The sequence below is a fragment of the Pseudomonas sp. GW821-FHT02C04 genome (genome assembly GCF_059421845.1).
On sequence record NZ_JBWKVT010000005.1, the window covers coordinates 248,093 to 272,700 of the forward strand.

Consider the following 24,608-nt stretch of genomic DNA (forward strand, 5'->3'; position numbering starts at 1 on the left):
TCACTGGCCCCCCGCGAGCTGGTGCAGGGCGCTCATCTGCTGATTGGTCAGCGGCTTGGCCGAGACCTCCCACCAGGTATCGAGGCCTTCGCTGTAGACCGGCTGCACCGGCGGCCTGCCGAAGCGGTTCTGATACACCGTCGGCGTGCCTTTGGAGTAGTAGTTGGGAATCATGTAGTCACCCCATTGCAGCACCCGGTCGAGGGCGCGGGCGTAACGCACCATGGCGTCGCGGGTATTGGCCTGGACCAGACCGTCGATCAGCCGGTCCACGGCCGGGTCGGCCAGCACCATCGAATTGGAGCTGCCGATTTGCGTGGCGCTCTGTGAGGCATACAGGCTGTACAACTCGCGGCCCGGCGAGACGATCGGGTCGCCGCTTCGGGGGAAACTGGTGACGATCATGTCGTAGTCCCGGGCGTTGAGCCGGTTGACGTACTGCGCCGAATCGATGCGTCGCAGATTGAGGGTGATGCCGATCTGCGCCAGGGTGCGTTTGTACGGCAGCAGCATGCGGTCGAAACCGCCCTGGCCGTCGAGGAAGGTGAATTCGAATGGCTCACCGGCGGCGTTCACCAGTCGGTTGTTTTTCGGTGTCCATCCGGCCTCGGCCAACAGCTTCAGAGCCTGCAACTGCTTGTCGCGGATGTAGCCGCTGCCATCGGTTTTCGGCGCCTGATAGACCCGGCTGAAAACCTCGTCCGGAATCTGTCCGCGCAGCGGTTCGAGGATCGCCAGTTCTCCGGCGTCGGGCAGGGCGGTGGCGGCCATTTCACTCTTCGGCCAGTAGCTGTTCTGGCGCACGTAGAAGCCGCGCATCATCTGCTTGTTGGTCCACTCGAAATCCCACAGCAGGCTCAGCGCCTGACGCACGCGGCGATCCTTGAACAGCGGGTTCTGCAGGTTGAACACAAAGCCCTGGGCGCTGGTCGGTTTGTCCGGGGCGAGAATCGCCTGTTGCAGGCGTCCGTCGCGCAGGGCCGGACTGTCGTAGCCGACCACGTAGCCAGACGAGGAAAACTCGCGGTTGTAGTCGAACGCCCCGGCCTGCAGCAGTTGTCGGGCGACGTCGGTGTCGCCGTAGAAATTCACGGTCAGGCTGTCGAAGTTGTACATCCCGCGACTGACTGGCAGATCTTTGCCCCACCAATCCGGATCGCGCTGGAAACCGATGCTGCGCCCCGCGTCGACCTTGCTCACCCGGTACGGGCCGCTGCCCAGCGGGGGTTCGAAACCGCCGCCGTTGGCGAAGTCGCGGGTCTTCCACCAGTGTTCGGGCACCGGTCGCAGCGACGCCAGATCCAGCGCCAGGGTGCGGTTGAGGTTGTTCTTGAAGGTGAAGCGAATCTGCCGCGGGCCTTCGATCAGCACGTCCTGCACGTCGGCGTATTGCTGGCGATAACTCAGGCTGCCCTTGGTCATCAATAGCTCGAAGGTGTAGCGCACGTCCTCGGCGGTGATCGGCGTGCCATCGGCGAAACGCGCCTCGGGATTCAGGTTGAAACGCACCCACAGACCGCCGGGATCGCGCTCCATGGATTGCGCCACCAGACCGTAGACGGTGTAGGGCTCGTCCAGCGAGCGGAACGCCAGCGGCGAATACACCCAGTCGTTGACCTGCACCACGGAAATGCCCTGATCGGCATACGGGGTGATGTAGTTGTACTGACCGATCTCCATCGAAGCGCGGCTGAGCGAGCCGCCCTTCGGGGCGTCGGGATTGACGAAATCGAAGTGGTGAAAGCCGGCAGGGTATTTCGGCGCCTCGCCGTACACCGTCATCGCGTAGCTGCCGCCGGCCAGCGCAGATGCCGCGTTGCACAGCAGCGCGCTGCCGAGCAGCAAGCCGGCCATGTTGCGCATGAATGTCATGAAGTCGTTCCTCTGAGCCGGAAAAACCCGAAGCGGCGGCTGGCCGCTGCGGGATGCGAATTCGCAAGGGGAGGGGGCCGGCCGGAGTCTTGCTCGGCCCCGACCGTGACTCAGAAGTGGTACGTCATGCGCGCAAACAGCGTGCGGCCCAGCGGATCGGTGTAGCGCGGGTCATAGCCGCTCTGGAAGTTGTAGGCCTGGTTGGAGAACGGCGGATCACGGTCGAACAGGTTCTTCACCCCGGCATCCACGTCCAGCACCTTGTCGAAGGTGTAACCGGCCGACAGGTCCCACACCGAATACGACGCGACCCGCGCGTTGGTCTCGCGGTCGTAGTCGTTGTAGCCGGTGGTGAAGCGGTTGGTCAGCGCCGCACGGGCCGCGCCGAAGGTCCAGGAACCGGTCAGGTTGTGTTTCCAGCGGGCAATCACCCCGTCACCCTTGAAGTCGCCGACCTTGTCGGTGAACGGGCCCTTGATGGTGCTCTGAAAGTCGTACTCGTCGACATAAGTGCCTTGCAGGCCCAGACCGAACTGACCGTACGGTGTGTTCGGGAAGCGATAGTCCAGCGACACATCGACGCCGTTGGTTTCGACGATGCCGAGGTTGGCGTTGCCGGTGACGATGTAATTGAGCGTGCCGTCGGCGTTGCGCACGAAGCGGTCAGGGTAGCTGCCGGCCTGATCGAACACGGTGGATTCCGGGAACGGCTGGATCTGGTTGGAGATGTGAATCCACCAGAAATCCAGTCCCACGGACAGATTGCTGACCGGCTGATAGACGAAGCCCAGCGTCACGTTGCGGGCTTTCTCCGGGGCCAGGTCTTCGTTGCCGCCGATCTGGTTGAGGAACTGCTGACCGCAATCGCGCCCGCCGTTGCCGCCCGGTTGCACGACGCCGCCGGTACACAGCACCGGGTCGTTGTAGTAGCCCTGGGTGTAGGTGATGCTGCGCGGCGAATACAACTCATACAGCGACGGGGCGCGGAAGCCTTCGCTGTAGGCGCCGCGCACCACCAGCTCCTTGAGCGGCTGATAACGGAACGAATATTTCGGGTTGGTGGTGCTGCCGAAGTCACTGTATTTGTCGTGACGCACGGCGGCGGACAGTTCCAGGCTGTCGAGCACCGGCACGTTGATTTCCGCGTAGGCGGCTTTCACGGTGCGGTCGCCTTCAACGCTGCCGGCCGGGTCGATGCCCAGGCTCTGGATGTCGCCGGCGAACGGCTCGAAGTCCTGGTGGAATTTCTCTTTGCGGTACTCGCCGCCCAGCGCCAGACCCGACGGGCCGGCACCGAACCAGTCACCGATTTCGCGGCTGATCCGCCCGTCGAAACCCGCCACCCGACCGACCGCCGTGGAATAGGCGCCGTGGTACATGGCCTGATTGATGTATTGCTGACCGGCGCTGCTCTGCGGTCCGAACGGGTTGAGCAGACCGCTGGCCAGACCGCTGATCATCGCTTGATCGCTGACATAGCCGCTGGTGACGCTGGAGACGATCTTGTTCTGGTTGTACGAGGCGCCGACGTTGTAATCCCAGCCGCCGACCAGACCGTCGAAGCTCAGCAAGAAGCGCTGGCTGGTGTTCTGGTCTTTCGATTCGCGCGGGCCGGCGGCGGTTTCGCGCCAGTTCACGTCCACCGGTTGTGTCGGGTCGAGGGCGAAACCGGTGGGCGCCGGGGTTATGCCGTTGCCAGGGTAGTAGGGCGAGGACGAATCCAGGCTCAGGCCGGTCAATGGCGCCGGGCCGACCGCGGTGGCGTTGTTGTTGCGCGACCAGAAGTATTCAAGGTTGACGTTGTGATCATCGGCCAGTTTGCCGGTGGTCTTGCCGAAGAACGACGTCTTCTCGGTCTGCGGCACCAGGTCGATGTATTCGCGGGTGCTGAAGCGGCAGAGGCCGTCGCGGGCCACCAGGTTGGGGCCGTTGCAATTGCTGTTGGCCAGCGGGTTGGTGGCGTTGCCGTTCTGGCTGTAGTTGCCGGGGAACGCGGTGCCGGAGGTCTGGTCCAGGCCACGGCCGGGCACGTAGTCGCGGGCGAAGGAGCGGTCGTTGGCGTCGAGGTTCTGCTGCTTGTTGTAGTTGAACACGCCGAGCACGTTGAAGCGGTCCTGTTCCAGATCGCCGTAACCCCAACTGGCGCTTATGTCCTTGGTCGCACCGCCGCCGCTGTGTGTCGGGGTTTCGCCACCGAGGGTGAGCTGGCCGTCGGTCATGGATTTCTTGGTGATGAAGTTGATCACGCCGCCGATGGCGTCGGTGCCGTACAGGGCCGAGGCGCCGTCGCGCAGCACCTCCACGCGCTCGATCGCGGCAAACGGGATCATGTTCAGATCCACCGCGCCGCCGGCCGAGTTGGTGCCCGACAGGGCGTTGTTCGCCAGCCGGCGACCGTTGAGCAGCACCAGCGTCTTGTTCGCGCCGATGCCGCGCATGTCGGCAAACGATGCGCCGCCGGTGGCCGCGCCGACCGAGCCTGCGCTGTTGTTGATCGACTGGCTGCCGGTGATGCGCTGCACCAGTTCGGCGGTGGTGGTCACGCCCTGTTTGCGCAGTTCTTCGGCCTTGAGCACGGTGATCGGCACCGCCGTTTCCGCATCGACCCGACGGATCGCCGAACCGGTCACTTCGACCCGTTGCAGTTGCGTGGTCGGCGCGACCACCGCAGCGGCGGCCGGGACGCTGTTGTCGTCCTCGGCAGCCTGAACCCCGGCGCCCATCCCCATGGCCACCAGGTACAACGGAACGAAACGGTGACGGGAAATCGTCGCCACCAAGGGTTTGAGCGTGAAGCGTGGAGTGTTCATCAGCATGGTTGTTTCCGACTTTGTTAGACGTTTATCGAAATGGCCTTGTGAGCCCTCTTTGCACGGAGCACGGTGGTGCCGCGCCGCGAAAACCACTTTCTTCAAGCAAGCCGATCCCCTCCGAAGACGCGCTGCGTTTTTTCGGTCGGCCGATTGCGACGGGATTCAACGAACGGTGTCGGGCGCGTCCCTCACAGCGCGCCCGGCACCGCCGTCAGCGGGTGGTCATCACCGATATCTTGGTGATGCCCGAGCGCTCGATGGACGCCATGGCTTTGGCTACCTGGCCGTAATTCACGGCGGAGTCGGCCTGCAGCTGCACGCGCACTTCGGCGTCCCTGGCCTTGACCTCCTTGAGGCTGGCCTCCAGTGATTCCGGCGCCAGCTCGGTCTTGGCCAGGAAGAACTTGCCGTCCTGATCGACGCTGACCACCACCGGGTCTTTCTTTTCGGCGGGGGCGACGGCATCGGTTTTTGGCAGGTTGACCTTGATCGCATTAGTCATCAGCGGCGCGGTGACGATGAACACCACCAGCAGCACGAGCATTACGTCCACCAGCGGCGTGACGTTCATTTCGCTGAGCACTTCATCGCTGTCTTGAGTGGAAAAGGACATCAGCTGGCCTCCCGCACGGCGGCCGTGGATTTGGCGATGGCCTGGCGGCTGATGGAAAACGCACTGCGCGAGGCGAGGGCGTCGAAGTCGTGGGCGAAGTCATCCATGTCTGCCGAGGCCAGCTTCAGGCGCCGCAGGAAGAAGTTGTAAATCAGCACTGCCGGCACCGCGACGGCAATCCCCACGCCGGTGGCAATCAGTGCGTGGCCGATGGGGCCGGCCACGGTTTCCAGGCTGGCCGAACCGCTGGCGCCGATGCTTTGCAGGGCTTCCATGATTCCCCACACGGTACCGAACAGGCCAATGAACGGCGCGGTGCTGCCGATGCTGGCGAGGATCGCCTGGCCGTTTTCCAGCGAGCGGCGTTCCTTCTGGATCTGCTGGCGCAGGTTGCGCTCCAGTCGGTCGGAGCGGTTGATGGTGTGCGCCAGTTGCTGGGTGGTGCGGGGGGATTCTTCCACCAGCAGGGCTTCGAAACCGCTGCTGGCGATCCGCGCCAGCGAGCCCGGATATTGGCTGGCGTGCTCGGCGGCGGTCAGCAGATCCGGCGCGCCCCAGAAGGCTTTGCTGAACTGTCTGTTCTGGGTTTTCTGGCGCAGGTATTGCGCCGACTTGACCAGCAGGATTGCCCAACTGACCACGGAAAACAGCACCAGCCCCCAGAGCACGCCGGGGACAATCATCGAAGACAAAGAATCGTTCATGGCTACACCTCGCTTGCGTTAATCGGTTGTGAGTTCGGTTGTCGCGCCGTCATTGCGGCAATTTGAAATCGATGGTCTGGGTGGCGAAGCCGTCGATCGGCGTGTCGCCGCGCTTGGCCGGAATAAACTTCCAGGCCTTCACCGCCGCGACCGCTGCGTCATCCAGTTGCGGCTTGCCGCTGGATTTGGTCACCGTCACCGAGCCTGCACGACCGTTGGCCAGCACCTGAATCCGCAGCACCACGCTGCCTTCCCAGTTGCGCCGCAGGGCCAGCGACGGGTATTCCGGTGGCGGGTTGCCGAGGCTGGCGAGGCCGGAAATCGCCGCCGACTCTTTCACCGGGCTCGGAGCCGCCGCAGGTGCCGGCGGCGCGCTCGGGGTGGCCGGAGCGGCAGGCGCTGCCGGTTGCGCAGGGGCGGGTGGCGCTTTCGGCGGCTCGACCTTTTTCACCGGTTTGGGTTTCTCGACCGGTTTCGGTTTTTCGATCGGCTTGGGTTTTTCCACCGGTTTGGGCGGTGGCTTGACCGCGTCCTCGTCTTCCACCGGTTGTTCCGGTTCGGGCGGTGGGGGCGGCGGCTCCGGTGTCGGCGGGGCCGGAGGTGTCGGGCTGGTGAGCTCGACGGTCATTTCCGGAATTTCCGGTGGCGTGGGCAACGGCTCGGCCCTGGCCTGCTGGAAAAACCACCAGGCGCCGCCGTGTATCAACGCCGACACCGCCACCAGCAACAGCATCTGCTGTTTGTTAAGGCCGCCGGGCTGCGAAGTGTTGGCCTTATAGACGGGCCGACCCGCCACCGACGCAAGTGGTGCGTTCCGTAATGGCCCCGGCGGCGTTCTGTGCTTTACCGCATCGTTCATTAAAGCTCCCTCGGGTGGATGAAGGGCAATAAGGTGCCGTTCGAACAACAAAGCGTTGTTCGAGTGAGTGGTCGCAACTTTCATACAGGTGTGCAGAAGCCGATAGTTGAACTATCTATTGAACAGGGCTTGTGCAGCTTATTGTTTCAGTAACATCGACTTCGATTGTTCATTGACCCGGTCCGTGGCTGTTTTTTTATGAGTGAGTGTGCAATTGAGTGGCTTGTCTCATTCTTGCCCTCATGATTGATGCAATAGCAACCGCTGTGCCAAAGAGTGACCCATTGTGTAGTGTTTATTTCTCGACTGATACGTATGTCGCATTTATATAAGTTTCATCAAGCACGCCGGTTTTCATGGGCACATAACCTCCCGAAGGCCCTGTTTGCAGGGCTTTTTTCAAGGCGAGACAGGCCGGGCGCGGTATCGCGCTGATCAGCGAGATAGAGCGGCTGTTCTCGTGTCAGCCAGGGCGCGTGATGGTGCGTGGCGGACTGATTTGGTGCGGGTCAGTGTTTTAGCGGGTCACAGGCGATGTTCCTTGTTCTTGTTTAAGTAAAGTCGGTTTTTCCGCGTGAGCGGTGTATTGACTGCAAGTGCAGTTTTGGTGCGTTCCGAACATTAACGCCGAACAGCAAAAGTTGTAGCAGTGTGCTGTCTGGAAGTTATTGTCGAACAATGTGTTGTTGCGTTCATTAATGCAGCGCGCACGCAATGACTTTTTGCGAGCTATTTAAAAAATAAATAGTGCAAGCGTTCAGGTAATAAAATGAATGCACGGACTGTTCGGAGGACGAACACCGCGCAGGTACAGGGGCACGGAGAGAAGAGAATGGCGCAGCAGATGAAGATTCACGCGGTGAACTCCTTGTTGCCAGCTCGGATACGCGAACTTTTGGTTCGGTATCGCACCTTACAAGAACGCGGATAGCGTTCGCTGATTGCTCTTGGTGCGGGATGGGCACCGCCAGCGCTGTTTTGCGAGATCAGGGATTCGCAAGCTGCCGATGAATGCGCAATCCGTGCCAAATTCGATACAACAGCTATAAATAGGGCCAGGCAGGATGCCTTTCGCAGTGGAGGAGGGGATATGTATCAGCTCTACGGACATCGCAATTCAGGGGCAGCGGCCATCGAGGCGGCGCTCGAGCTGTGCCAGATCGCTTATCGCTTCATCGACATCGAAGCCAGCGCCGAAGCGGCGCAGGAACTGGCCAGGCTCAATCCGCTCAAGCAGATTCCGACTTTGCAACTACCCGATGGCAGTGCGCTCACTGAAAGCGCGGCGATCCTGATTCACCTGGGGTTGAGCTTTCCCGCGTCTGGCCTGTTGCCGGCCAACGCGGCGGATCGTGATCAGGCGATTCGCGGTCTGGTGTACATCGTCAACAATTGCTACGTGGCCATCGGTGTCCTTGACTACCCCGAACGCTGGCTGGTGATGCCGGATGAAGCATCGCGGCAGAACCTGATGGCGGGAGCGCGGGAGCGATTGCACTGGATGTGGGAAGTATTCGCCGACCAGTTTTCCGCCGAGTTGTACCTGGACGATGAAACACCGGGAGCGCTGGATGTATTGGCGGCGGTGGTGACGCGCTGGGCCGGCACCCGCGAACACCTGCGCCAGGCCCGGCCCGGTTTCCATGCGTGGTTGCAACGCATCGACCGGCACCCGGTGCTGGCGCCGGTCTTTGCGCGACATTGGCCTGCTTGAGACTTCGGCCGATCACTCCCCGCGAATGTACTGCTCCAGCTGTTTGATCAGCTCGGCCTGTTCGGCAATCGCTTCCTTGACCAGGTCGCCGATCGACAGCAGGCCCAGCAGCTTGCCGTTTTCCACCACGGGCAAGTGGCGCAGACGTTTGTCGGACATGATGCTCAGGCAGGTGTCGACGGTCTGGTGGGTGTCCACCGTGATCACGTTCGCCACCATGATGTCGCGTACCGGCGTGCCTACCGAGGAGCGCCCGTGCAGCACCAGTTTGCGCGCGTAATCGCGTTCGCTGATGATGCCCACCACTTTATCGTCCTCCACCACGAGCAAGGCGCCGACGTTTTTCTCGGCCATCTTCATCAGCGCTTCGAGCACCATGTGATCGGGCTTGATCTGGTGCACTTCCTGATTTTTCTGATCTTTGAGCTTGAGCAGCTGGGCGACGGTTTTCATGGTGGTTACTCAGGTGTTGTCGTTGTTCTCCAAGCATCGTAGACCGTGGCGCGCAGAGCAAGGCCGCAAAACGGCAGATAACACGCAAAAAACGTCATCTGACGGTTTTTTTCATGGCGAGGCCTTTGTCACCCGTTGCTGCAATGCCGCGTAGAATGCCCAACTGAATCAATTCTTGAGGTCGCAGTGGTGGATTTACAGCAGGGCTTCGTCCTGACCCGGCATTGGCGCGACACCCCGGCCGGCACCGAAGTCGAGTTCTGGCTGGCGACCGACGCCGGGCCGCGCCGTGTGCGCCTGCCGCATCAGCCGTCGGTGGCGTTCATCCCGGCGGCGCAGCGCGAGCAGGCCGAGCGTGTGCTGGTGGGCGAAAAGAACGTCGAACTGCGCCCGTTGGCCCTGCAGGATTTCGAACATCGCCCGGTGCTCGGGCTGTATTGCCAGCAACACGGCCAGTTGATGCGCCTGGAAACGGCGCTCAACCGTCACAGTGTCGACGTCTTTGAAGCCGATGTGCGACCGCCCGAGCGTTACCTGATGGAGCGTTTCATCACCGCGCCGGTGTGGTTCAGCGGTACGCCCGATGCCGACGGTGTGCTGCTCGACGCCCACCTCAAGCCTGCGCCCGACTATCGCCCGACACTGCGGCTTGTTTCGCTGGACATCGAAACCACCGAGCAGGGCGAGTTGTACTCCATCGCGCTGGAAGGCTGTGGCGAACGTCAGGTGTACATGCTCGGCGCGCCGAACGGCGATCACAGCTTCGTCGACTTCGATCTCGAGTACTGCGAATCGCGGACCCTGATCCTCAAGAAGCTCAACGACTGGTTCGCCCGCCACGACCCCGACGCGATCATCGGCTGGAACCTCGTGCAGTTCGACCTGCGCATCCTCCACGAACACGCCCGACGCCTTGGCGTGCCGCTCAAGCTCGGGCGCGGCGGTGAAGAAATGCAGTGGCGCGAACACGGCAGCCGCAATCATTACTTCGCGGCAGCGGCAGGGCGGCTGATCATCGACGGCATCGAATCCCTGCGTTCGGCGACCTGGAGCTTCCCCTCGTTCAGTCTGGAGAACGTCGCCCAGACCTTGCTCGGCGAGGGCAAGTCGATCGACAACCCGTACCAGCGCATGGACGAAATCAACCGCATGTTCGCCGAGGACAAACCGGCGCTGGCCAAGTACAACCTCAAGGACTGCGAACTGGTCACGCGGATCTTCGCCAAGACCGAGCTGCTGAAGTTTTTGCTGGAGCGCGCCAGCGTCACCGGCCTGCCGGCGGATCGCAGCGGAGGCTCGGTGGCGGCATTCACGCATTTGTACATGCCGTTGATGCACCGCCAGGGTTTTGTGGCGCCGAACCTTGGCACCAATCCACCGCAGGCGAGCCCCGGCGGATTTGTCATGGACTCGCAACCGGGGCTGTACGAATCGGTGCTGGTGCTCGACTACAAGAGTCTTTATCCGTCGATCATCCGTACGTTCCTGATCGATCCGGTGGGGTTGATCGAAGGCTTGCAGCATCCTGACGACAAAGACTCGGTGCCGGGTTTTCGCGGCGCTCGTTTCTCCCGCACCCGGCATTGCCTGCCGTCCATCGTCGCCCGGGTCGCCGAGGGCCGCGAGACCGCCAAGCGTGAACACAACGCGCCGCTGTCCCAGGCGCTGAAGATCATCATGAACGCCTTTTACGGCGTGCTGGGTTCCAGCGGTTGCCGGTTTTTCGATACGCGGCTGGCGTCATCGATCACTCTGCGCGGCCACGAAATCATGCTGCGCACCCGGCAATTGATCGAGGCTCAGGGGCATGCGGTGATCTATGGCGACACCGACTCGACGTTCGTCTGGCTGCGTCGCCCCCACGGTCAGGAAGAAGCGGCGACCATCGGCCGGGCGCTGGTGCAGCACGTCAACGACTGGTGGCGTGAGCATGTGCGTGAGCAATACGGGCTGGAAAGCGCTCTCGAATTGCAGTTCGAAACCCACTACAAACGCTTTTTGATGCCGACCATTCGCGGCGCCGAGGAGGGCAGCAAGAAACGTTATGCCGGTCTGGTGACCCGCGCCGACGGCAGCGAGGAAATGGTCTACAAAGGCCTGGAAACCGTGCGCACCGACTGGTCGCTGCTGGCCCGGCAATTCCAGCAGGAGTTGTACGAGCGGATCTTCCAGCGCAAGCCGTATCAGGATTACGTGCGTGAATACGTGCGCAAGACCCTGGTCGGCGAGTTCGACGAGCGACTGGTCTACCGCAAGCGCCTTCGCCGAACCCTCGACGATTACGAACGCAACGTGCCGCCCCACGTGCGCGCCGCACGGCTGGCCGACGATTACAACGCGCAACACGGTCGCCCGCGCCAGTACCAGAACGGCGGCTGGATCAGCTACGTCATCACCCTGGCCGGCCCCGAGCCGCTGGAAGTGCGCCGCGCGGCCATCGACTACGACCACTACATCACCCGCCAGCTGCAACCGGTGGCGGATGCGATCCTGCCGTTTGTCGACGACGATTTCTCAACCCTGATCGGGGGGCAACTGGGCTTGTTTTGAGTCCAGCAGTTGCAGGGTCCATTCGTCCTGAATGCCGTGGAAGTAACGCTCCAGCGCTTGATGCCAAAGGCTGTTGTCGTCGGCGAACTGGGCGAACAGGGTCATTGATGAGTGGAATTTCAGGTCGTCCGGATGGCCGAAAATCTCGGCAATCGAACGCTGCTGCACGTTCAGCACCAGTTGCGCGCAGGTGCGCAGCCGGGCGCCGAGCAGCTCATGGGCCAGATAAGCCTTGGCTTCCCCGGCCGAGCCGATGGCAAAGCGCCGGGACATCTCGCTGCCCCCGAGCCCGGCGAACTGCGGAAACACAAACCACATCCAGTGGCTGCGCTTGCGGCCCTCGTCGAGTTCGCGTTGCACCCGTTCGAACACCGGGTCCTGGGCCAGGACAAATCGTTGCAGGTTGAACGGGTCGTACTGATCAGTGCTTCTCATGGCGAAGCCCTCTGCCCGTCGGCGGTGGCTCAGACCATGGCCAGCCGCTGCTTGCGTTGTGGCGCGTGAAACGCCTGGTCCAGCGCCGCCAGATCCCCGGCATCGAGCTGTAGCTGCGCCGCTTGTGCATTGAGCTGCACATGTTCCGGACGCACTGCCTTGGGAATCGCAATCACCCCATCCTGACGCAGAATCCACGCCAGCGAAACCTGTGCCGGGGTCACGCCGTGACGAACGGCAATCTGTTTCAGCACGGTTTCCGCGAGCATCGCGCCGCCCTGGCCGATCGGGCAGTACGCCATCAATGGCATGCGCTGTTGCTGGCACCACGGCAAAAGATCGAATTCGATGCCGCGCTCTTCCAGGTTGTACAGCACCTGATTGGTCGCGCAGGCCGAATTCGACAGTTCCTCAAGATCGTCGATGTCGAAGTTCGACACGCCCCAGCGGCCGATCTTGCCGTCCTCGCGCAGACGCTCGAAGGCCTCGACGGTTTCTTCCAGCGGATACTGGCCGCGCCAATGCAGCAGATAGAGATCGATGTAATCGGTGTCGAGCCGGCGCAGGCTGCGTTCGCAGGCCTGGGGAATGCCTTTGCGGCTGGCGTTGTGCGGGTAGACCTTGCTCACCAGAAACACTTGATCGCGCAGGCCGGAAATGGCTTCGCTGACCACGGTTTCGGCACCGCCCTCGGCGTACATTTCGGCGGTGTCGATCAGGGTCATGCCCAGTTCGATGCCACTGCGCAGGGCCGCCACTTCACGCTTGTGCGCCGAGCGGTCTTCGCCCATGCGCCAGGTGCCCTGGCCAATCACCGGAACCTGCATGCCAGCCAATTCGAGGGTACGCATTCAAACCTCCTATCTGAAACGGTCGATACCTTTAAGTGGGCAGCAGGATAGCCCATGGGTTCCATATGAGGGTGTCGGCCCGTTGAGGCGTTTATGGCGAGGTTCTGTTGTTCCGATGTTTCGAACGGGCGTTTCGCAAGTGTGCAAGAAGTTGCGCAGTTGTCCGTAATAAAACCCTACTCAAAACCGCTGGAGGCCTTGTCTGTAAAGGCCTGCAGTCAAGTGCGCAAGAAGTTGCGCAGTACTGCGCAACTTCTTGCGCACTTTTAGACGAATTCAGTGGGAAGTTTCGCCGTATCTGCGAAGAAAACATACCAAGCCCCAGGTTTATAAGGGTTTGAAAAAGTTGGCATGCTAATTGATGGCCATTGGCCGCCTCTTGGGTGATATCACCTATCGGCGCACCCAATGATTCAGCAAGGAGCACACCCCATGGCAACACCAGCGTACATGTCGGTTACCGGCGAAAAACAAGGCCTGATCACTGCCGGCGCCTTCACCGCCGACTCCGTTGGCAACACCTACCAGGAAGGCCACGAAGACCAGGTCATGGTTCAGGCTTTCACCCACGACGTGATCATCCCGCGTGACCCACAATCCGGTCAGCCAACCGGTCAGCGCGTTCACAAGCCAGTTGTGATCACCAAGGTCTACGACAAGGCTTCGCCACTGCTGCAAGCGGCTCTGACCTCCGGCGAGCGCATGAGCGAAATCGTTATCCAGTGGTATCGCACTTCGGCGCAAGGCACCCAAGAGCACTACTACACCACCAAACTGGAAGACGCGATCATCGTCGCCATCAACAACAAAATGCACAACTGCCAGGACCCAGGCAATTCGCACTTCACCCACCTGGAAGAAGTGCAGTTCACCTACCGCAAAATCACCTGGACCCACGAAGTATCCGGTACTTCGGGTTCTGATGACTGGCGTGCTCCAGTCGTTTAATTACGGCTGATGGTTGTACCGCCTCGGCCGGTTTCGCCGGTCGAGGCACCTTTACGACTCAAAGAATTTTTGCTGCCCGATCCTTAGCGATCTGGCGGCGTCGCAGCACTGTGCGAGGGACAAGGGAATGTTCTCACCGGCCAACCAGGCTCATTTCAATCTGACCATCGATGGCGCGGACAGCGATTTCCAGGTGCTGTCGTTCACCGGTCGGGAGGCCCTCAACACGCCCTTCGAATTCGAGCTGGAACTGGTCAGCGAAAAGGCCTCGATCAACCTCGAAGCCTGCTGCACAAACTGGCGTTTCTTCAGCTGTCGCCGAGCGGCACCGGGATTCACGGGCTGATCTACAGCATCGCCCAGGGCGAGGCGGGCAAGCGCCTGACCCGCTACAAGATCTCGCTGCGCCCGCAGCTTTCGTACCTCGCGCACCGTTTCAACCAGCGCATTTTCCAGCAGATGACCGTGCAGCAGATCATCAGCCAGGTGCTGGAAGAACACGGCATCCTCGCCAGCGATTACCACTTCCAGCTCAGCGCGATCTATCCCGAGCGCATCTACTGCACGCAGTACGACGAGAGTGACCTGCATTTTGTCCAGCGCCTGTGCGAAGAGGAGGGGATTCACTACCACTTCCAGCACACGTCCAGCGGCCACAAACTGACCTTCGGCGATGACCAGACGGTGTTCCCGAAACTGGCGCCCGTGGCCTATCAGCAGGACTCCGGGCTGGTGGCGGACAAGCCGGTGGTCAAGCGTTTCGGCCTGCGCCTGGCGACCCGCACCAGCCGCACCACGCGGCGCGATTACGACTTCGTCAAACCGAAGATCGAGCTGGAAAGCGACGCCAAGAGCAGCGCCCAGCCGGACCTGGAAGATTACGATTACCCGGGGCGCTTCGTGGATCGCGAGCGCGGCAAGCACCTGGCCAACCGCAACCTCGAACGCCACCGCAGCGACTATCGCCTGGCCGAGGGCAACAGCGACCAGCCGATTCTGGTCACCGGGCATTTTCTGGCCCTGACCGACCACGCCAACCCGAGGTGGAACGACCTCTGGCTGCTCACCGAGATCTTCCACGAAGGCAAGCAGCCGCAAGTGCTGGAAGAGTCGGTGACCAGCGACACCACCGACAACAAAGACGATTTCCATCAGGGCTACCGCAACCGCTTCAACGCGATCCCGTGGGACGTGCCGTACCGCCCGCCACTGGATCACCCGAAACCCAAGATCCTCGGTTCGCAAAGCGCTGTGGTCACAGGTCCCGAAGGTGAAGAAATCTTTTGCGACCAGTACGGCCGCGTGAAGGTGCAGTTCTTCTGGGACCGCGAAGGTCAGCACGACGACAAGACCACCTGCTGGATGCGTGTGGCCTCCAGTTGGGCGGCAGAAACCTTTGGCTCGATCAACATTCCGCGGGTCGGCATGGAAGTGCTGATCACCTTCCTCGAAGGCGATCCCGACCAGCCGCTGATCACCGGTTGCCTGTACCACGGCGCCAACCTGCCGCCGTACAAACTGCCGGACTTCAAGACCCTCGCCACGGTCAAGAGCAAGGAATACAAGGGCAGCCGCGCCAACGAACTGCGCATCGACGACACCACCAGCGAAATCAGCATCGCGCTGCGCAGTGACCATGGCGCGAGTGCGATCAACCTCGGTTACCTGACCCACCCGCGCCCAAGCGGCGGCCAGCCGCGCGGCGAAGGTTTTGAACTGCGCACCGACCGCCACGGCGCCGTGCGTGCCGGTGCCGGCCTGCTGATCACCACCGAGCCGCGCCCGAACGAATCCAAGCACCACAAGGACCTGCCGGAAACCGCCGAACGCCTGGCCACGGCCAGCGATCAACAGGACGGTTTCGCCACGCAGGCCAAAGAACTGCAAGCTCAAGAGGCCGGCGACCAGGACGACGTGGCCAAGGCGTTGCACGCCCAGCACCAAGGCGTGCTCGGCTCGGGTCCGGCAAACCTCACCGCCAACGAATTCCCCGAGTTCACCGAGCCGCATCTGGTGCTCGCCAGTCCGGCCGGCATCGCCCTGACCACACCGCGCTCCAGCCACATCGCCACCGGCGAACACCTGGCGCTGAGCAGCACCGGGCACACCAGTTTTTCCGTCGGCAAACGCCTGCTGGCCAGTGCCAGTCGCGGCATGCGCCTGTTCGTGCAGAGCATGGGCTGGCGGCTGGTGGCGGCGTCCGGCGACATCGACGTCAAGGCACTGAAGGACAGCATCAACCTGCTGGCCAAACTCAACATCACCGCCAACGCCGACCGCATCACCATCACCGCCAAGACCGAACTGGTGATCCAGGGCGGCGGCAGCGCCACGACCTACAACGCCGGCGGCATCACCCACGCCACCAGCGGCCCGTACACCGCGCATGCGGCGAACTTCGCCTACACCGGGGCGAAATCCCTGGCGGGCGTGTTCCCGGAACCGCCGAAACCGGGCAAGGGCAATCTGGAACTGTTCAACCAGTACGCCGGGCGACAGGGCATCAAGGAAGGCGACTACGAAGTCATCGATGCGCTGGGCAAAAGCATCAAGGGCAAGCTCGACGGCAAGGGCTTCGCCAGCGTCGCCGGCGCGGCACCGGGCCCGGCGCGCGTGCTGTTCGGCAAGGATCCAGCGGACACCTGGAGCGATGGCAGCTACATCGGCAAACCGGAATGGCCGTTGAATCCGCCGGGTGCGGAAGACATTCCGAGCCAGGTGCAGGCCATGGTCGCGCAGGCGCTGCCGAGCAAGAACTGGGACATGCTGGAGAAGGGCAAGGAATTGGCACAGACAGGGATGGGTGCAATGCAGACCGCACAAGGCGCGATGCAAACGGCGCAGCAGGTGAAGGGCGTTGTGCAGGGCGGGGTGGCCGGGCTGCCGAAACTGGCGAGTGCGGCGATGCCGAGTGCGTCGGGAATCCTCGGCGCAGCGAGCAAGGCGGGCAAGTTGCCGAGTCTGCCGGCGCCGTCACTTCCAAAAACTTCCTTGAAAACCCCGGGCCTGCTGGCGGGTGAGATGCTGTCATGACGACTGAAAATGCTGTTGTAAAACGTGAACCTCAGGTTGCTATTGTTCCCCTGAATGCCATCGACATTCAGGACGTCGCCAGCGGTGCGGCGACTTTCGATGCCTGGCTGCAATCGGCCAGTGGCGGCGTGGTCACCCTAGATCGGATCAAGAACGTCGCCGGCGCCTTACCCGTGGTGGGCAACATCATGGCACTGGTCGATGCGCTGGGTGACATCGTCACGTTGTCGAATGCGCAGAAGCGTGATCTGCTCGCCTGGGCCAGTCTGGGCATCAACCTGATCGGTGTTTTGCCGTTGCCACCGGCGATGGCGGCAGCCCGAATGACCCTGCGCCCGACGCTGTTTCTGGTGCGTCAGGAGATGAGGGCCAGCAGCAAGTTGTTGCTCAGCACCTCCGTGATCGAGGTGCTGGTAGGTCACCTGAACGCCTCGATTATCGGCACGCTGGATGATTTTGTTGAACAGGCCAAAGGCAAGCTGCCGGGCATTTTGGCGGACGCTGGCAAGCTGGGCGAAGACGTCGTCAACGAGATTGCCAAAGGCCTCGAGACGGTGGCCAATGGCAAGCTTGATGCCAAGGGCGACCTAAACGCGGCTGGCGCACAAGCGAGTGCGGCGGTCGATCAATTCAAGAATGATCCCCTTGCATCGTTCGGAAACATCTTCGGCGCCGCGTGCAGCGCTTATAAGGCCGCAGGCAAAGGCTTGGCCAACAGTGCGGCCGATCACCTGCTGCCCGATGAGGTGAAGAAGCGGGTTGCCACGGAAACCGCGAAACTGCGGGCGATGGGTCCGGAGCTGCGCACCCAGTTGAGCAAGCTGGACGACGAGTCCGTTCAGAACTCCATCGGTTGGTTGCTGCTGATTCTTTCCAGCGCCGTGACGTTGTGGCGCAAGCGCAATGCCCATGGCCAGAACGCCGCCGTCCATCCGGAGAAGACCGGACAGGCGAAGCGTACGGCATCTGAGGGGCAGTTGGCCGCCCACGGCCAACAGGCACCGGCGAAAGGCGCGCCCAATCCAAAGAAAGGCCCTTGCAAATGTGCCACGGACTTCAGCATCAATTTCGCCTTGGGTTCGGAAAGCCTCAGCCATACCGATTTCAGCTTGCCCGGCCCATTCCCGATCGAATGGACACGCACTTACAACTCTCGCCTCGACGCCTACGATCAGAGCGAAATCGGCGCTCGCTGGGTCAGCGAGTTCACCACACGTTTCGACTGCGTGGACGATGGCCTGACGTTCTACGACGCCGATGGCCGCGACCATAGCTATCCGTTGCCCAAAGTCGGTCTGTTTCACTACGACGCCATTGAAAACATCACCCTGGTTCGCAGTGGCGAGGAGCAGTTGCTGTTGTGTCGTGGTTTCGAACGCAAGGAAACCTACGTCCGCCGTGGCCAGCGTTTTGTGCTGAGCAACATTTCGCTGCGTAACGGCGCCGGAATCATGCTGCATTACGAGCATCGCTACGGCGAACACTCGGTGCTCTCTGACCTGATCACCTATCAGGAAAACGACACCAGCAAGGTGCACTTGCACCTCGGCACAATGATCGACGACCACGGCCGGTTTATCGGCCTCTGGCAGATCGTTGACGGCGAACCGTTGCGACAACTTTGTGCCTACCAATACGACGCCTATGGCGACCTGATTCAAGCACAGGACGAGAACGGCGCAGTCTGGTCGTATCAGTTCCAGCATCACCTGATCACCCGCTACACCGACCGCACCGGGCGCGGCATGAACCTGCAGTGGGACGGCCCCGGCGCCAAGGCCAAAGCCATCCGCGAATGGGCCGATGACGGCAGCTTCGACACGCGCCTGGAGTGGGACGAAAACATCCGTCTGACCTACGTCACCGATGCGCTCGGCAACGAGACCTGGCACTACTACGACATCCTTGGCTACACCTACCGCATTCGCTATGCGGACGAGCGTTCGGAATGGTTCTTCCGCGACGAGGCCAAGAACATCGTGCGCCGCGTCAATGCCGACGGCAGCACCGATCGCTACAGCTACGATGAACGTAGCAACCTGCTCGAACACATCCGCGCCGATCACACGGTGATGCATTACGCCTACGATGATCAGGACATGCTGATCAAGATCAGCGACGCCGAGGGTGGTCAGTGGCAACGCGCCTATGACGACCAAGGCAACCTGGTCGAAGCGCTCGATCCGCTGGGCAACAAAACTGAATACGCCTACAACAAATCCGGTCAGCCCACCGCGATCAAGGATGCCAACGGCAACGAAAAGACGTTGGACTACAACGACGCCGGGCAACTGGTCGAGTACGTCGACTGCTCAGGCAAGACCGGCGCCTGGGAATACAACGAACTGGGGCAGATGATCTGCTTCACCGACGCCGCTGGAAACGCCACCGAATACGAATACAAGGCTGGCCAACTGGTGCTTATCAAGCACCCGGACAAGACTGAAGAACGCTTTGAGCGTGACGCCGAAGGCCGGCTGTTGACGCATGTCGACGGTCTCGATCGCTGCACCACCTGGAGCTACAGCGCGGCTGGTTTGATCGCCGAACGTGTCGATGCCGCCGAGCAAACCCTGCGCTATCGCTGGGACCGTCTCGGCCGGCTAACGGCCCTGGAAAACGAAAACGAACAACGCGCGCACTTCCACTACGACCCCGTCGGACGCCTGCTTGAAGAACGCGGCTTCGACGGCCGCACCACGCGCTATCAATACGATGCTCAAACGGGTCGCCTTGCCCAATCGATCAATGGCAAACGCGTCATCTCGGTGAGCTTCGACCCGATGGGCCGCTTGACCGAGCGTCGCGCCACTCTGGGTGACCAATCGCAAAGCGAAACCTTTGCCTATGACGGCGACGGCAACATGGTGCTGGCCGACAACGCCGACAGCCGCCTGCAATGGTTCCACGACCCGGCCGGCAATCTGCTGCGCGAACACCAACATTACCTCGGACTGGAAAAACCCACCGTCGCGATCTGGCAGCACGAGTACGACGTACTTAACCAACGAGTTGCCACCGTTCGCCCCGACGGCCATCGCGTCAGTTGGCTCACTTACGGCAGCGGCCATTTGTTGGCCCTGCGTCTGGACGAACACGAACTGGTCGGCTATGAACGCGACGACCTGCACCGCGAAGTTGCCCGTCATCAAGGTAACCATTTGCTGCAAACCCAAAGCTGGGACCCGGCCGGACGCTTGCAGGAGCAACTGCTGGGGCGCAGCGATGACAAAAGCACTCTGCTCAAGCGCGAATACAAATACGACGCTGCCGGCCAACTGACTGACATCAACGACAGTCGTCGCGGCCCGCTCGCCTATCGTTACGATCCCGTCGGTCGACTGCTCAGCGCCGTGACGCGCCAAGGCGTTGAAACGTTCGCCTTCGACCCGGCCGGTAACCTGCTGGATGACAAGACTGCCGAAATCCGCCGTCCACTGGATCTGACGCCGCCGCGCAGCAAACTGGTCGACAACCTGCTGCGCGAATACGCCGGCACCCACTACGACTACGACGAACGCGGTAATCAGATCCAGCGCTGGCACAACGGTCAGCGTAGCGATATGCGTTGGGACCTGTTTGATCGACTGGTGCATTTCGAAGATCCGCGCCTGAGCGTAGATTTCGCTTACGACGCACTGGGACGCCGCCTGCACAAAAACTCCCGCGCGCACTATAAACAGCGTCCGGAAGCCGGTTCCCTCTGGAATAGAAGCGAGCACGCCCGCAAACAGCGTGAACTGGGCTGCGGTTTTACGCTTTACGGATGGGACGGCGACAACCTCGCGTGGGAAAGCAGTCTGGCGCAGGGCGATGGCGAGCCGGGTCGCACGGTGCACTACGTCTTCGAGCCGGGGACTTTTGTACCTGTTGCACAGGCTGTACGGCATGCGCCGATCAATCTGATGGGGCTGCCGGATTACAGTGGTGAATACAGCCTCGATGAAGACCCGGTGTGGAATCACAAGGCAACGGCGTTAGCGTTCGATGCGTTGGCCTGGTATCAGTGTGATCACCTCGGTACGCCGCAGGAACTGACAGATTCCCAAGGCAACCTGGCTTGGACCGCGCAGTACAAGGCGTGGGGGCAGGTGACGGAGCAGCGTTCAGAATGGGCGCAACAGCATGGCGTGACGAACCCGATACGGTTCCAGGGGCAGTATCACGATCATGAGACGGGGCTGCATTACAACCGGTATCGGTACTATGATCCGGGGGTTGGGCGGTTTATTAGTAAGGACCCGATTAGTTATGCGGGGGGTATAAACCTCTATCAATATGCACCTAACAATACTGGTTGGATTGACCCGCTAGGTCTGGCGCGTAAGTGTCAATTAGGAACCTACGGTAGTCTGACCGGGAAGGCTAACAGAGGAGATGAACTAGATGCTCATGAATTCGTTCGCAATGAAGCTTTGGAGCAGATGGGACTGACTCCAGAGGGGGTTCGAAATAAAGCTAACCCCTCTATTGCGCTTCCTCGGAGTATGCATACGCAGGTACACATCAATGAGAATGTACTGGCCGCTCAGCATTTGAATGTAGGGCGCGACGAGTTTCAGCTTGGAGCAGATGGGCTACCTTCTAAGCGCCAAATGGATGTTTGGCAAGGAGCTTTAAGAACTTCGGGTCTTCCAGCTTCTCGAGCTAGGCAGCTCAGAAAACAGGCTAAAGGTTTCTTGGCAGGCTGTCCCTGCCCATGCAATTAAAGAGGAATAATCGATGTTCAATGAACTGGTTTTTTCGAATGGTAACCCTGACAAGATGTATCCATTTCTTGGCGGTAACCCTTACCTGCCTGAGTCGATCGCTTGGCCGACCGACTCGACTGGCGCACCTTTGTTACATTTAGCGAGTCTTCCGGCAGCGTTCATCAATCGCTACATTCCGCAAGTGAAAATAAGCGAAGATATCATGATCTCGCTTTTTACACCTTACTCGGTATCCTCCGACTCCTACATCAACACGGCGATGAACGAAGGGGGCAGAGTTCTAGCGTACAGACCTTCCGATCGGCAAGTGGACGGTTATGGAAAACCAATTTTTCCCTCGCTATTAATTACTGCAATCGAAAATACAGGTGAAGATAGCGATGAAAATGGAGTCGCTAAGATTGCTGGCATTCCTGCATGGATTCAAGATGATGAGAGTCGAGATGACTTGACTTATGTTCTTCAGATCAACAACTCTCGGCTTAACAAAGCGGCGCCTAGCCATAAGAGTATTTTTGTGGGTGGTATGGGGTATCTGTTATTGAAGAGAAATATTGTCGATGAAGATTTGTTGGCGGGAGAGCTTGTAATTCAAGTCTCATGAGAGGAAGGTTTTTATTAACTTTAAATGACATCGGATTTATTGTTGTCGTTATTGGTTGATTGGACTGGTAAAGGGGGGCGGATTTGTTTTTGCATCATTTTTGCATTATATAAATCTGTCACCTTTAATACTTCAATCACGCCCTGACTGACGGTGTGTTGAAATCAATAAGCCGCAAAGGGGTGAAGTAATGACTGAAAAACAAAAATGCGTTGATCTACTTCAGGAATTTTTAGACAGGATTTATGGACAGGCGTCGAGAGAACAGAGCGGTGTATTAAGTAGAAACTGTGGTCATTACGATTATGCGGGTGACAAGTTCTCTGTATATGTTACGGTTTTCCCCGAGGAAATTGAGCTTGTTTTTGAAGGTGAGCAAGTAGAGGGCGGGAGTTATGTTGTGAGTCTGGATATATGTACTCCTGAAGGGGAAATGTTGAAGGGCAAGGTGGTGTCTGCAAAAGGCGGTTGTGACGAAATCAGGAAAACTTTGGAGCGTTCAGAGGCCTCAGTACTTGCAGAACTTTTGAGGTTTCTCAACGAATGAAGTCAATGCATGTTTGGTTCCAATAATTGGGACGGATTTATTTTTTGCAATGAGTTATGAATGCAAGCTGGTGTTCGACGACACCACTTCAGCCAGCAAAGTAATGAAGAAAGTAGAGGGCAGCGGCGCATGCGTTCGCGTGCAACAGCCTGGTGACTTCTACCTGAAAGATCAGTCGCTCAACAGCAGCGCTGATTATGACGCTCGATTGATGTATGAAAGTGAAAGCGTTCTGTGGCTTCAGGTCAATTTCAAGTCATTGAGCCTTTACCAAACCATGCTCTCGGCGTTGGGCGGCAGCGACTATAGATGTCTTGAGGATGGTGATGACGATAAAAAGGTGCCGCTCAAGGAAGCATTTCGCATCAAGGGCAATGTTTGAAGAGCGGTTGAAGGTCTGCATCGTGCGTCAGTGCAAATAGACAGGCCATGCTCAAAGGAGTGACAACATGAAAGACGCCATTCGCTTGGGCGACTCCACCACTCACGGTGGCAAGGTCCTTGAAGCGTTCTCCCGGACCGACCTCAACGGCAAGCCGATTGCCGGGGTCGGTCACAAGGTCAGTTGCCCGCTGTGCAAGGGGATTTTCCCGATTGCCGAGGGCAGCAGCATTTACACCGTGGACGGCACACCCATCGCACTGGACGGTATGAAAACCGCCTGCGGGGCGGCGCTGATTGCCAGCGGCCCGAAAGGCGCCGTGAGCAGCTAAGTCTCTGAATTTCGATTCGGCATACTTCAATGTCGCGTATTTTACGTGTGAGATCCTTAACCACGATCACACCAGCGAGCTGGCCTTCTGAGTACGCTTCCCTGCCCAGCGAGTAAAAGTAGTCTGTCTCCCCCTTGAAGGTTGGTGAAGAAATTTAACTTGAATGTTGTCGGTGGGTGCGGAGGAAAATCATGATGTCAGAGCTTTCAAGCAAGCTTTTCAATCTTTCTCCGAGGGATTTACAACTCTACGCATCAAAGCTATTACATGCTTATTGCGTAGCAAAGTCTATTCAGCACGTGGCAGTCGATGAGTTGATAGCCCACCTTAATAGTTTTCCTGAAGGTCGTGACTTGGCTGAGTGGGAGAGAAAGGGTGCACTATTGCCACTCAATGGAAGGGGGGATGATATGCCCCAAGACCTTAGCCAATCGATTCCATCTCAAGATATTGACGACTTTTGCCATATTGTGGATAGCGCGGTTGAAGTCGGCATAGTAGATGTCTATGGAGCTCCAAGCGAGCTGCCGGTCAAACTCATAGAAAAAATAACTTCAATTCTTCGAAAAAAACACATCGATATTCCTCAGTTGTGATTAATAGAGTAATGGGGGGTATTTTTTGTATAGCTTTTGCAATATATAAACCTATCACCTTTGTGCTCAAGTAAGGTTTCCGAAGGTTGGGCGAAGATACCAGACGGCATTCAACCGTCGACACCTATAGGTAAATGAAAATGTCAGAATCTGCAGAAAAAATAAGTGAGATATTGCAAGCTTTTCATCGTTTCGAAGATGGGTTGTTATTGTCATTTGAATTTAATTATGCGCCAGGCGAACGACTCGCGGCGCAGGTTTTATTTCATGCCAGAGATCATCGGGCTGAGGGCAATGTATGGACGAGGGTTAAAGTAACTGTTAGTGGTGTTGAGGAGTTAAGCGCGAAAGTCATGGGGCATCAATTTAACTCAATTTGCTCAGGGGTTCGGTTGTTAAAGTTTGGCGATTATTGGTGTGTCGATATTGATGGGAACTACGCTTTGAATGCTGATCCATCTTCAATTGATGAAATACGTCAGGATGGGGATCTATATATTATTGGTCGTAATATTGAGGTTTACGAACTTGAGGGGTAGTCTGTAAAGGTTGTGGTTCTTGCATTGTCTGGTGTGCTATATAAATCCATCA

18 protein-coding genes and 1 pseudogene are annotated in these 24,608 nt (G+C 59.3%); 11 read left to right on the top strand and 8 right to left on the bottom strand.

Annotated elements, in window-relative coordinates:
- From AC07VV_RS19765 to AC07VV_RS19785, 5 genes are all read right to left on the bottom strand, one after another.
- The gene (locus tag AC07VV_RS19765; protein ID WP_495037208.1) at positions 1 to 1,872 is read right to left on the bottom strand and encodes an extracellular solute-binding protein; all 1,872 of its coding nucleotides are present in this window, start codon (positions 1,870 to 1,872) and stop codon (positions 1 to 3) included.
- A gap of 110 nt (positions 1,873 to 1,982) precedes the next feature.
- Positions 1,983 to 4,688: a TonB-dependent receptor gene (locus AC07VV_RS19770; protein ID WP_495037209.1), complete on the bottom strand. Its 2,706-nt coding sequence runs from the start codon at positions 4,686 to 4,688 to the stop codon at positions 1,983 to 1,985.
- A gap of 208 nt (positions 4,689 to 4,896) precedes the next feature.
- Positions 4,897 to 5,298, bottom strand: a complete 402-nt coding sequence (locus AC07VV_RS19775) for an ExbD/TolR family protein (RefSeq protein ID WP_085703293.1) — start codon at positions 5,296 to 5,298, stop codon at positions 4,897 to 4,899.
- On the bottom strand, positions 5,298 to 6,002 hold the full coding sequence (locus AC07VV_RS19780) for a MotA/TolQ/ExbB proton channel family protein (RefSeq protein WP_007959058.1): 705 nt from the start codon (positions 6,000 to 6,002) through the stop codon (positions 5,298 to 5,300). The genes AC07VV_RS19775 and AC07VV_RS19780 overlap by 1 nt, the downstream gene beginning before the upstream one ends.
- A 49-nt stretch (positions 6,003 to 6,051) precedes the next feature.
- Entirely contained in the window at positions 6,052 to 6,861 is an 810-nt protein-coding gene (locus AC07VV_RS19785) for an energy transducer TonB (protein ID WP_495037210.1), read from the bottom strand.
- 1,090 nt (positions 6,862 to 7,951) lie between these two features.
- Here AC07VV_RS19785 and AC07VV_RS19790 point away from each other — a divergent pair.
- A complete protein-coding gene (locus AC07VV_RS19790) occupies positions 7,952 to 8,575 on the top strand; it encodes a glutathione S-transferase N-terminal domain-containing protein (protein ID WP_495037211.1) in 624 nt (207 codons plus the stop codon).
- A 12-nt stretch (positions 8,576 to 8,587) separates the two neighbouring features.
- On the opposite strand, the gene AC07VV_RS19795 is transcribed toward AC07VV_RS19790, so the two are convergent.
- Positions 8,588 to 9,028, bottom strand: a complete 441-nt coding sequence (locus AC07VV_RS19795) for a CBS domain-containing protein (protein WP_096823056.1) — start codon at positions 9,026 to 9,028, stop codon at positions 8,588 to 8,590.
- A 189-nt stretch (positions 9,029 to 9,217) separates the two neighbouring features.
- Here AC07VV_RS19795 and AC07VV_RS19800 point away from each other — a divergent pair, with 189 nt between their 5' ends.
- Entirely contained in the window at positions 9,218 to 11,578 is a 2,361-nt protein-coding gene (locus AC07VV_RS19800) for a DNA polymerase II (RefSeq protein WP_495037212.1), read from the top strand.
- Here AC07VV_RS19800 and AC07VV_RS19805 read toward each other — a convergent pair.
- Together AC07VV_RS19805 and AC07VV_RS19810 are read right to left on the bottom strand one after the other, a co-directional pair.
- Positions 11,543 to 12,013: a DUF1810 domain-containing protein gene (locus AC07VV_RS19805; RefSeq protein WP_495037213.1), complete on the bottom strand. Its 471-nt coding sequence runs from the start codon at positions 12,011 to 12,013 to the stop codon at positions 11,543 to 11,545. The two genes, AC07VV_RS19800 and AC07VV_RS19805, sit on opposite strands and share 36 nt — an antisense overlap.
- A gap of 29 nt (positions 12,014 to 12,042) precedes the next feature.
- Positions 12,043 to 12,864, bottom strand: coding sequence for an aldo/keto reductase (locus AC07VV_RS19810; protein ID WP_495037214.1), 822 nt, complete (start codon positions 12,862 to 12,864; stop codon positions 12,043 to 12,045).
- Between the two features lie 432 nt (positions 12,865 to 13,296).
- Between AC07VV_RS19810 and AC07VV_RS19815 the strand changes: the two genes are divergently transcribed.
- The 9 genes and pseudogenes from AC07VV_RS19815 (at position 13,297) to AC07VV_RS19855 (ending at position 24,556) form a co-directional block, all read left to right on the top strand.
- Positions 13,297 to 13,812: an Hcp family type VI secretion system effector gene (locus tag AC07VV_RS19815; protein ID WP_007918282.1), complete on the top strand. Its 516-nt coding sequence runs from the start codon at positions 13,297 to 13,299 to the stop codon at positions 13,810 to 13,812.
- Positions 13,813 to 13,939: 127 nt separating this feature from the next.
- Positions 13,940 to 16,845: pseudogene (locus AC07VV_RS19820) on the top strand (type VI secretion system Vgr family protein).
- A complete protein-coding gene (locus AC07VV_RS19825; protein ID WP_495037215.1) occupies positions 16,842 to 21,554 on the top strand; it encodes an RHS repeat-associated core domain-containing protein in 4,713 nt (1,570 codons plus the stop codon). The pseudogene AC07VV_RS19820 and the gene AC07VV_RS19825 overlap by 4 nt, the downstream one beginning before the upstream one ends.
- 13 nt (positions 21,555 to 21,567) lie before the next feature.
- Entirely contained in the window at positions 21,568 to 22,161 is a 594-nt protein-coding gene (locus AC07VV_RS19830; RefSeq protein WP_495037216.1) for a hypothetical protein, read from the top strand.
- A 190-nt stretch (positions 22,162 to 22,351) separates the two neighbouring features.
- Positions 22,352 to 22,708 (top strand): hypothetical protein, encoded by a 357-nt coding sequence (locus tag AC07VV_RS19835; protein WP_495037217.1) that lies wholly within the window; start codon positions 22,352 to 22,354, stop codon positions 22,706 to 22,708.
- A gap of 49 nt (positions 22,709 to 22,757) precedes the next feature.
- Positions 22,758 to 23,090 carry a hypothetical protein gene (locus tag AC07VV_RS19840; RefSeq protein WP_192558488.1) on the top strand — a complete coding sequence of 111 codons (333 nt, stop codon included), beginning with the start codon at positions 22,758 to 22,760 and terminating at the stop codon, positions 23,088 to 23,090.
- A 67-nt stretch (positions 23,091 to 23,157) separates the two neighbouring features.
- On the top strand, positions 23,158 to 23,421 hold the full coding sequence (locus tag AC07VV_RS19845) for a PAAR domain-containing protein (protein ID WP_495037218.1): 264 nt from the start codon (positions 23,158 to 23,160) through the stop codon (positions 23,419 to 23,421).
- A 191-nt stretch (positions 23,422 to 23,612) separates the two neighbouring features.
- A complete protein-coding gene (locus AC07VV_RS19850) occupies positions 23,613 to 24,017 on the top strand; it encodes a hypothetical protein (protein WP_495037219.1) in 405 nt (134 codons plus the stop codon).
- 140 nt (positions 24,018 to 24,157) lie between these two features.
- Positions 24,158 to 24,556, top strand: a complete 399-nt coding sequence (locus tag AC07VV_RS19855; RefSeq protein ID WP_495037220.1) for a hypothetical protein — start codon at positions 24,158 to 24,160, stop codon at positions 24,554 to 24,556.
- Positions 24,557 to 24,608: the final 52 nt, after the last annotated feature.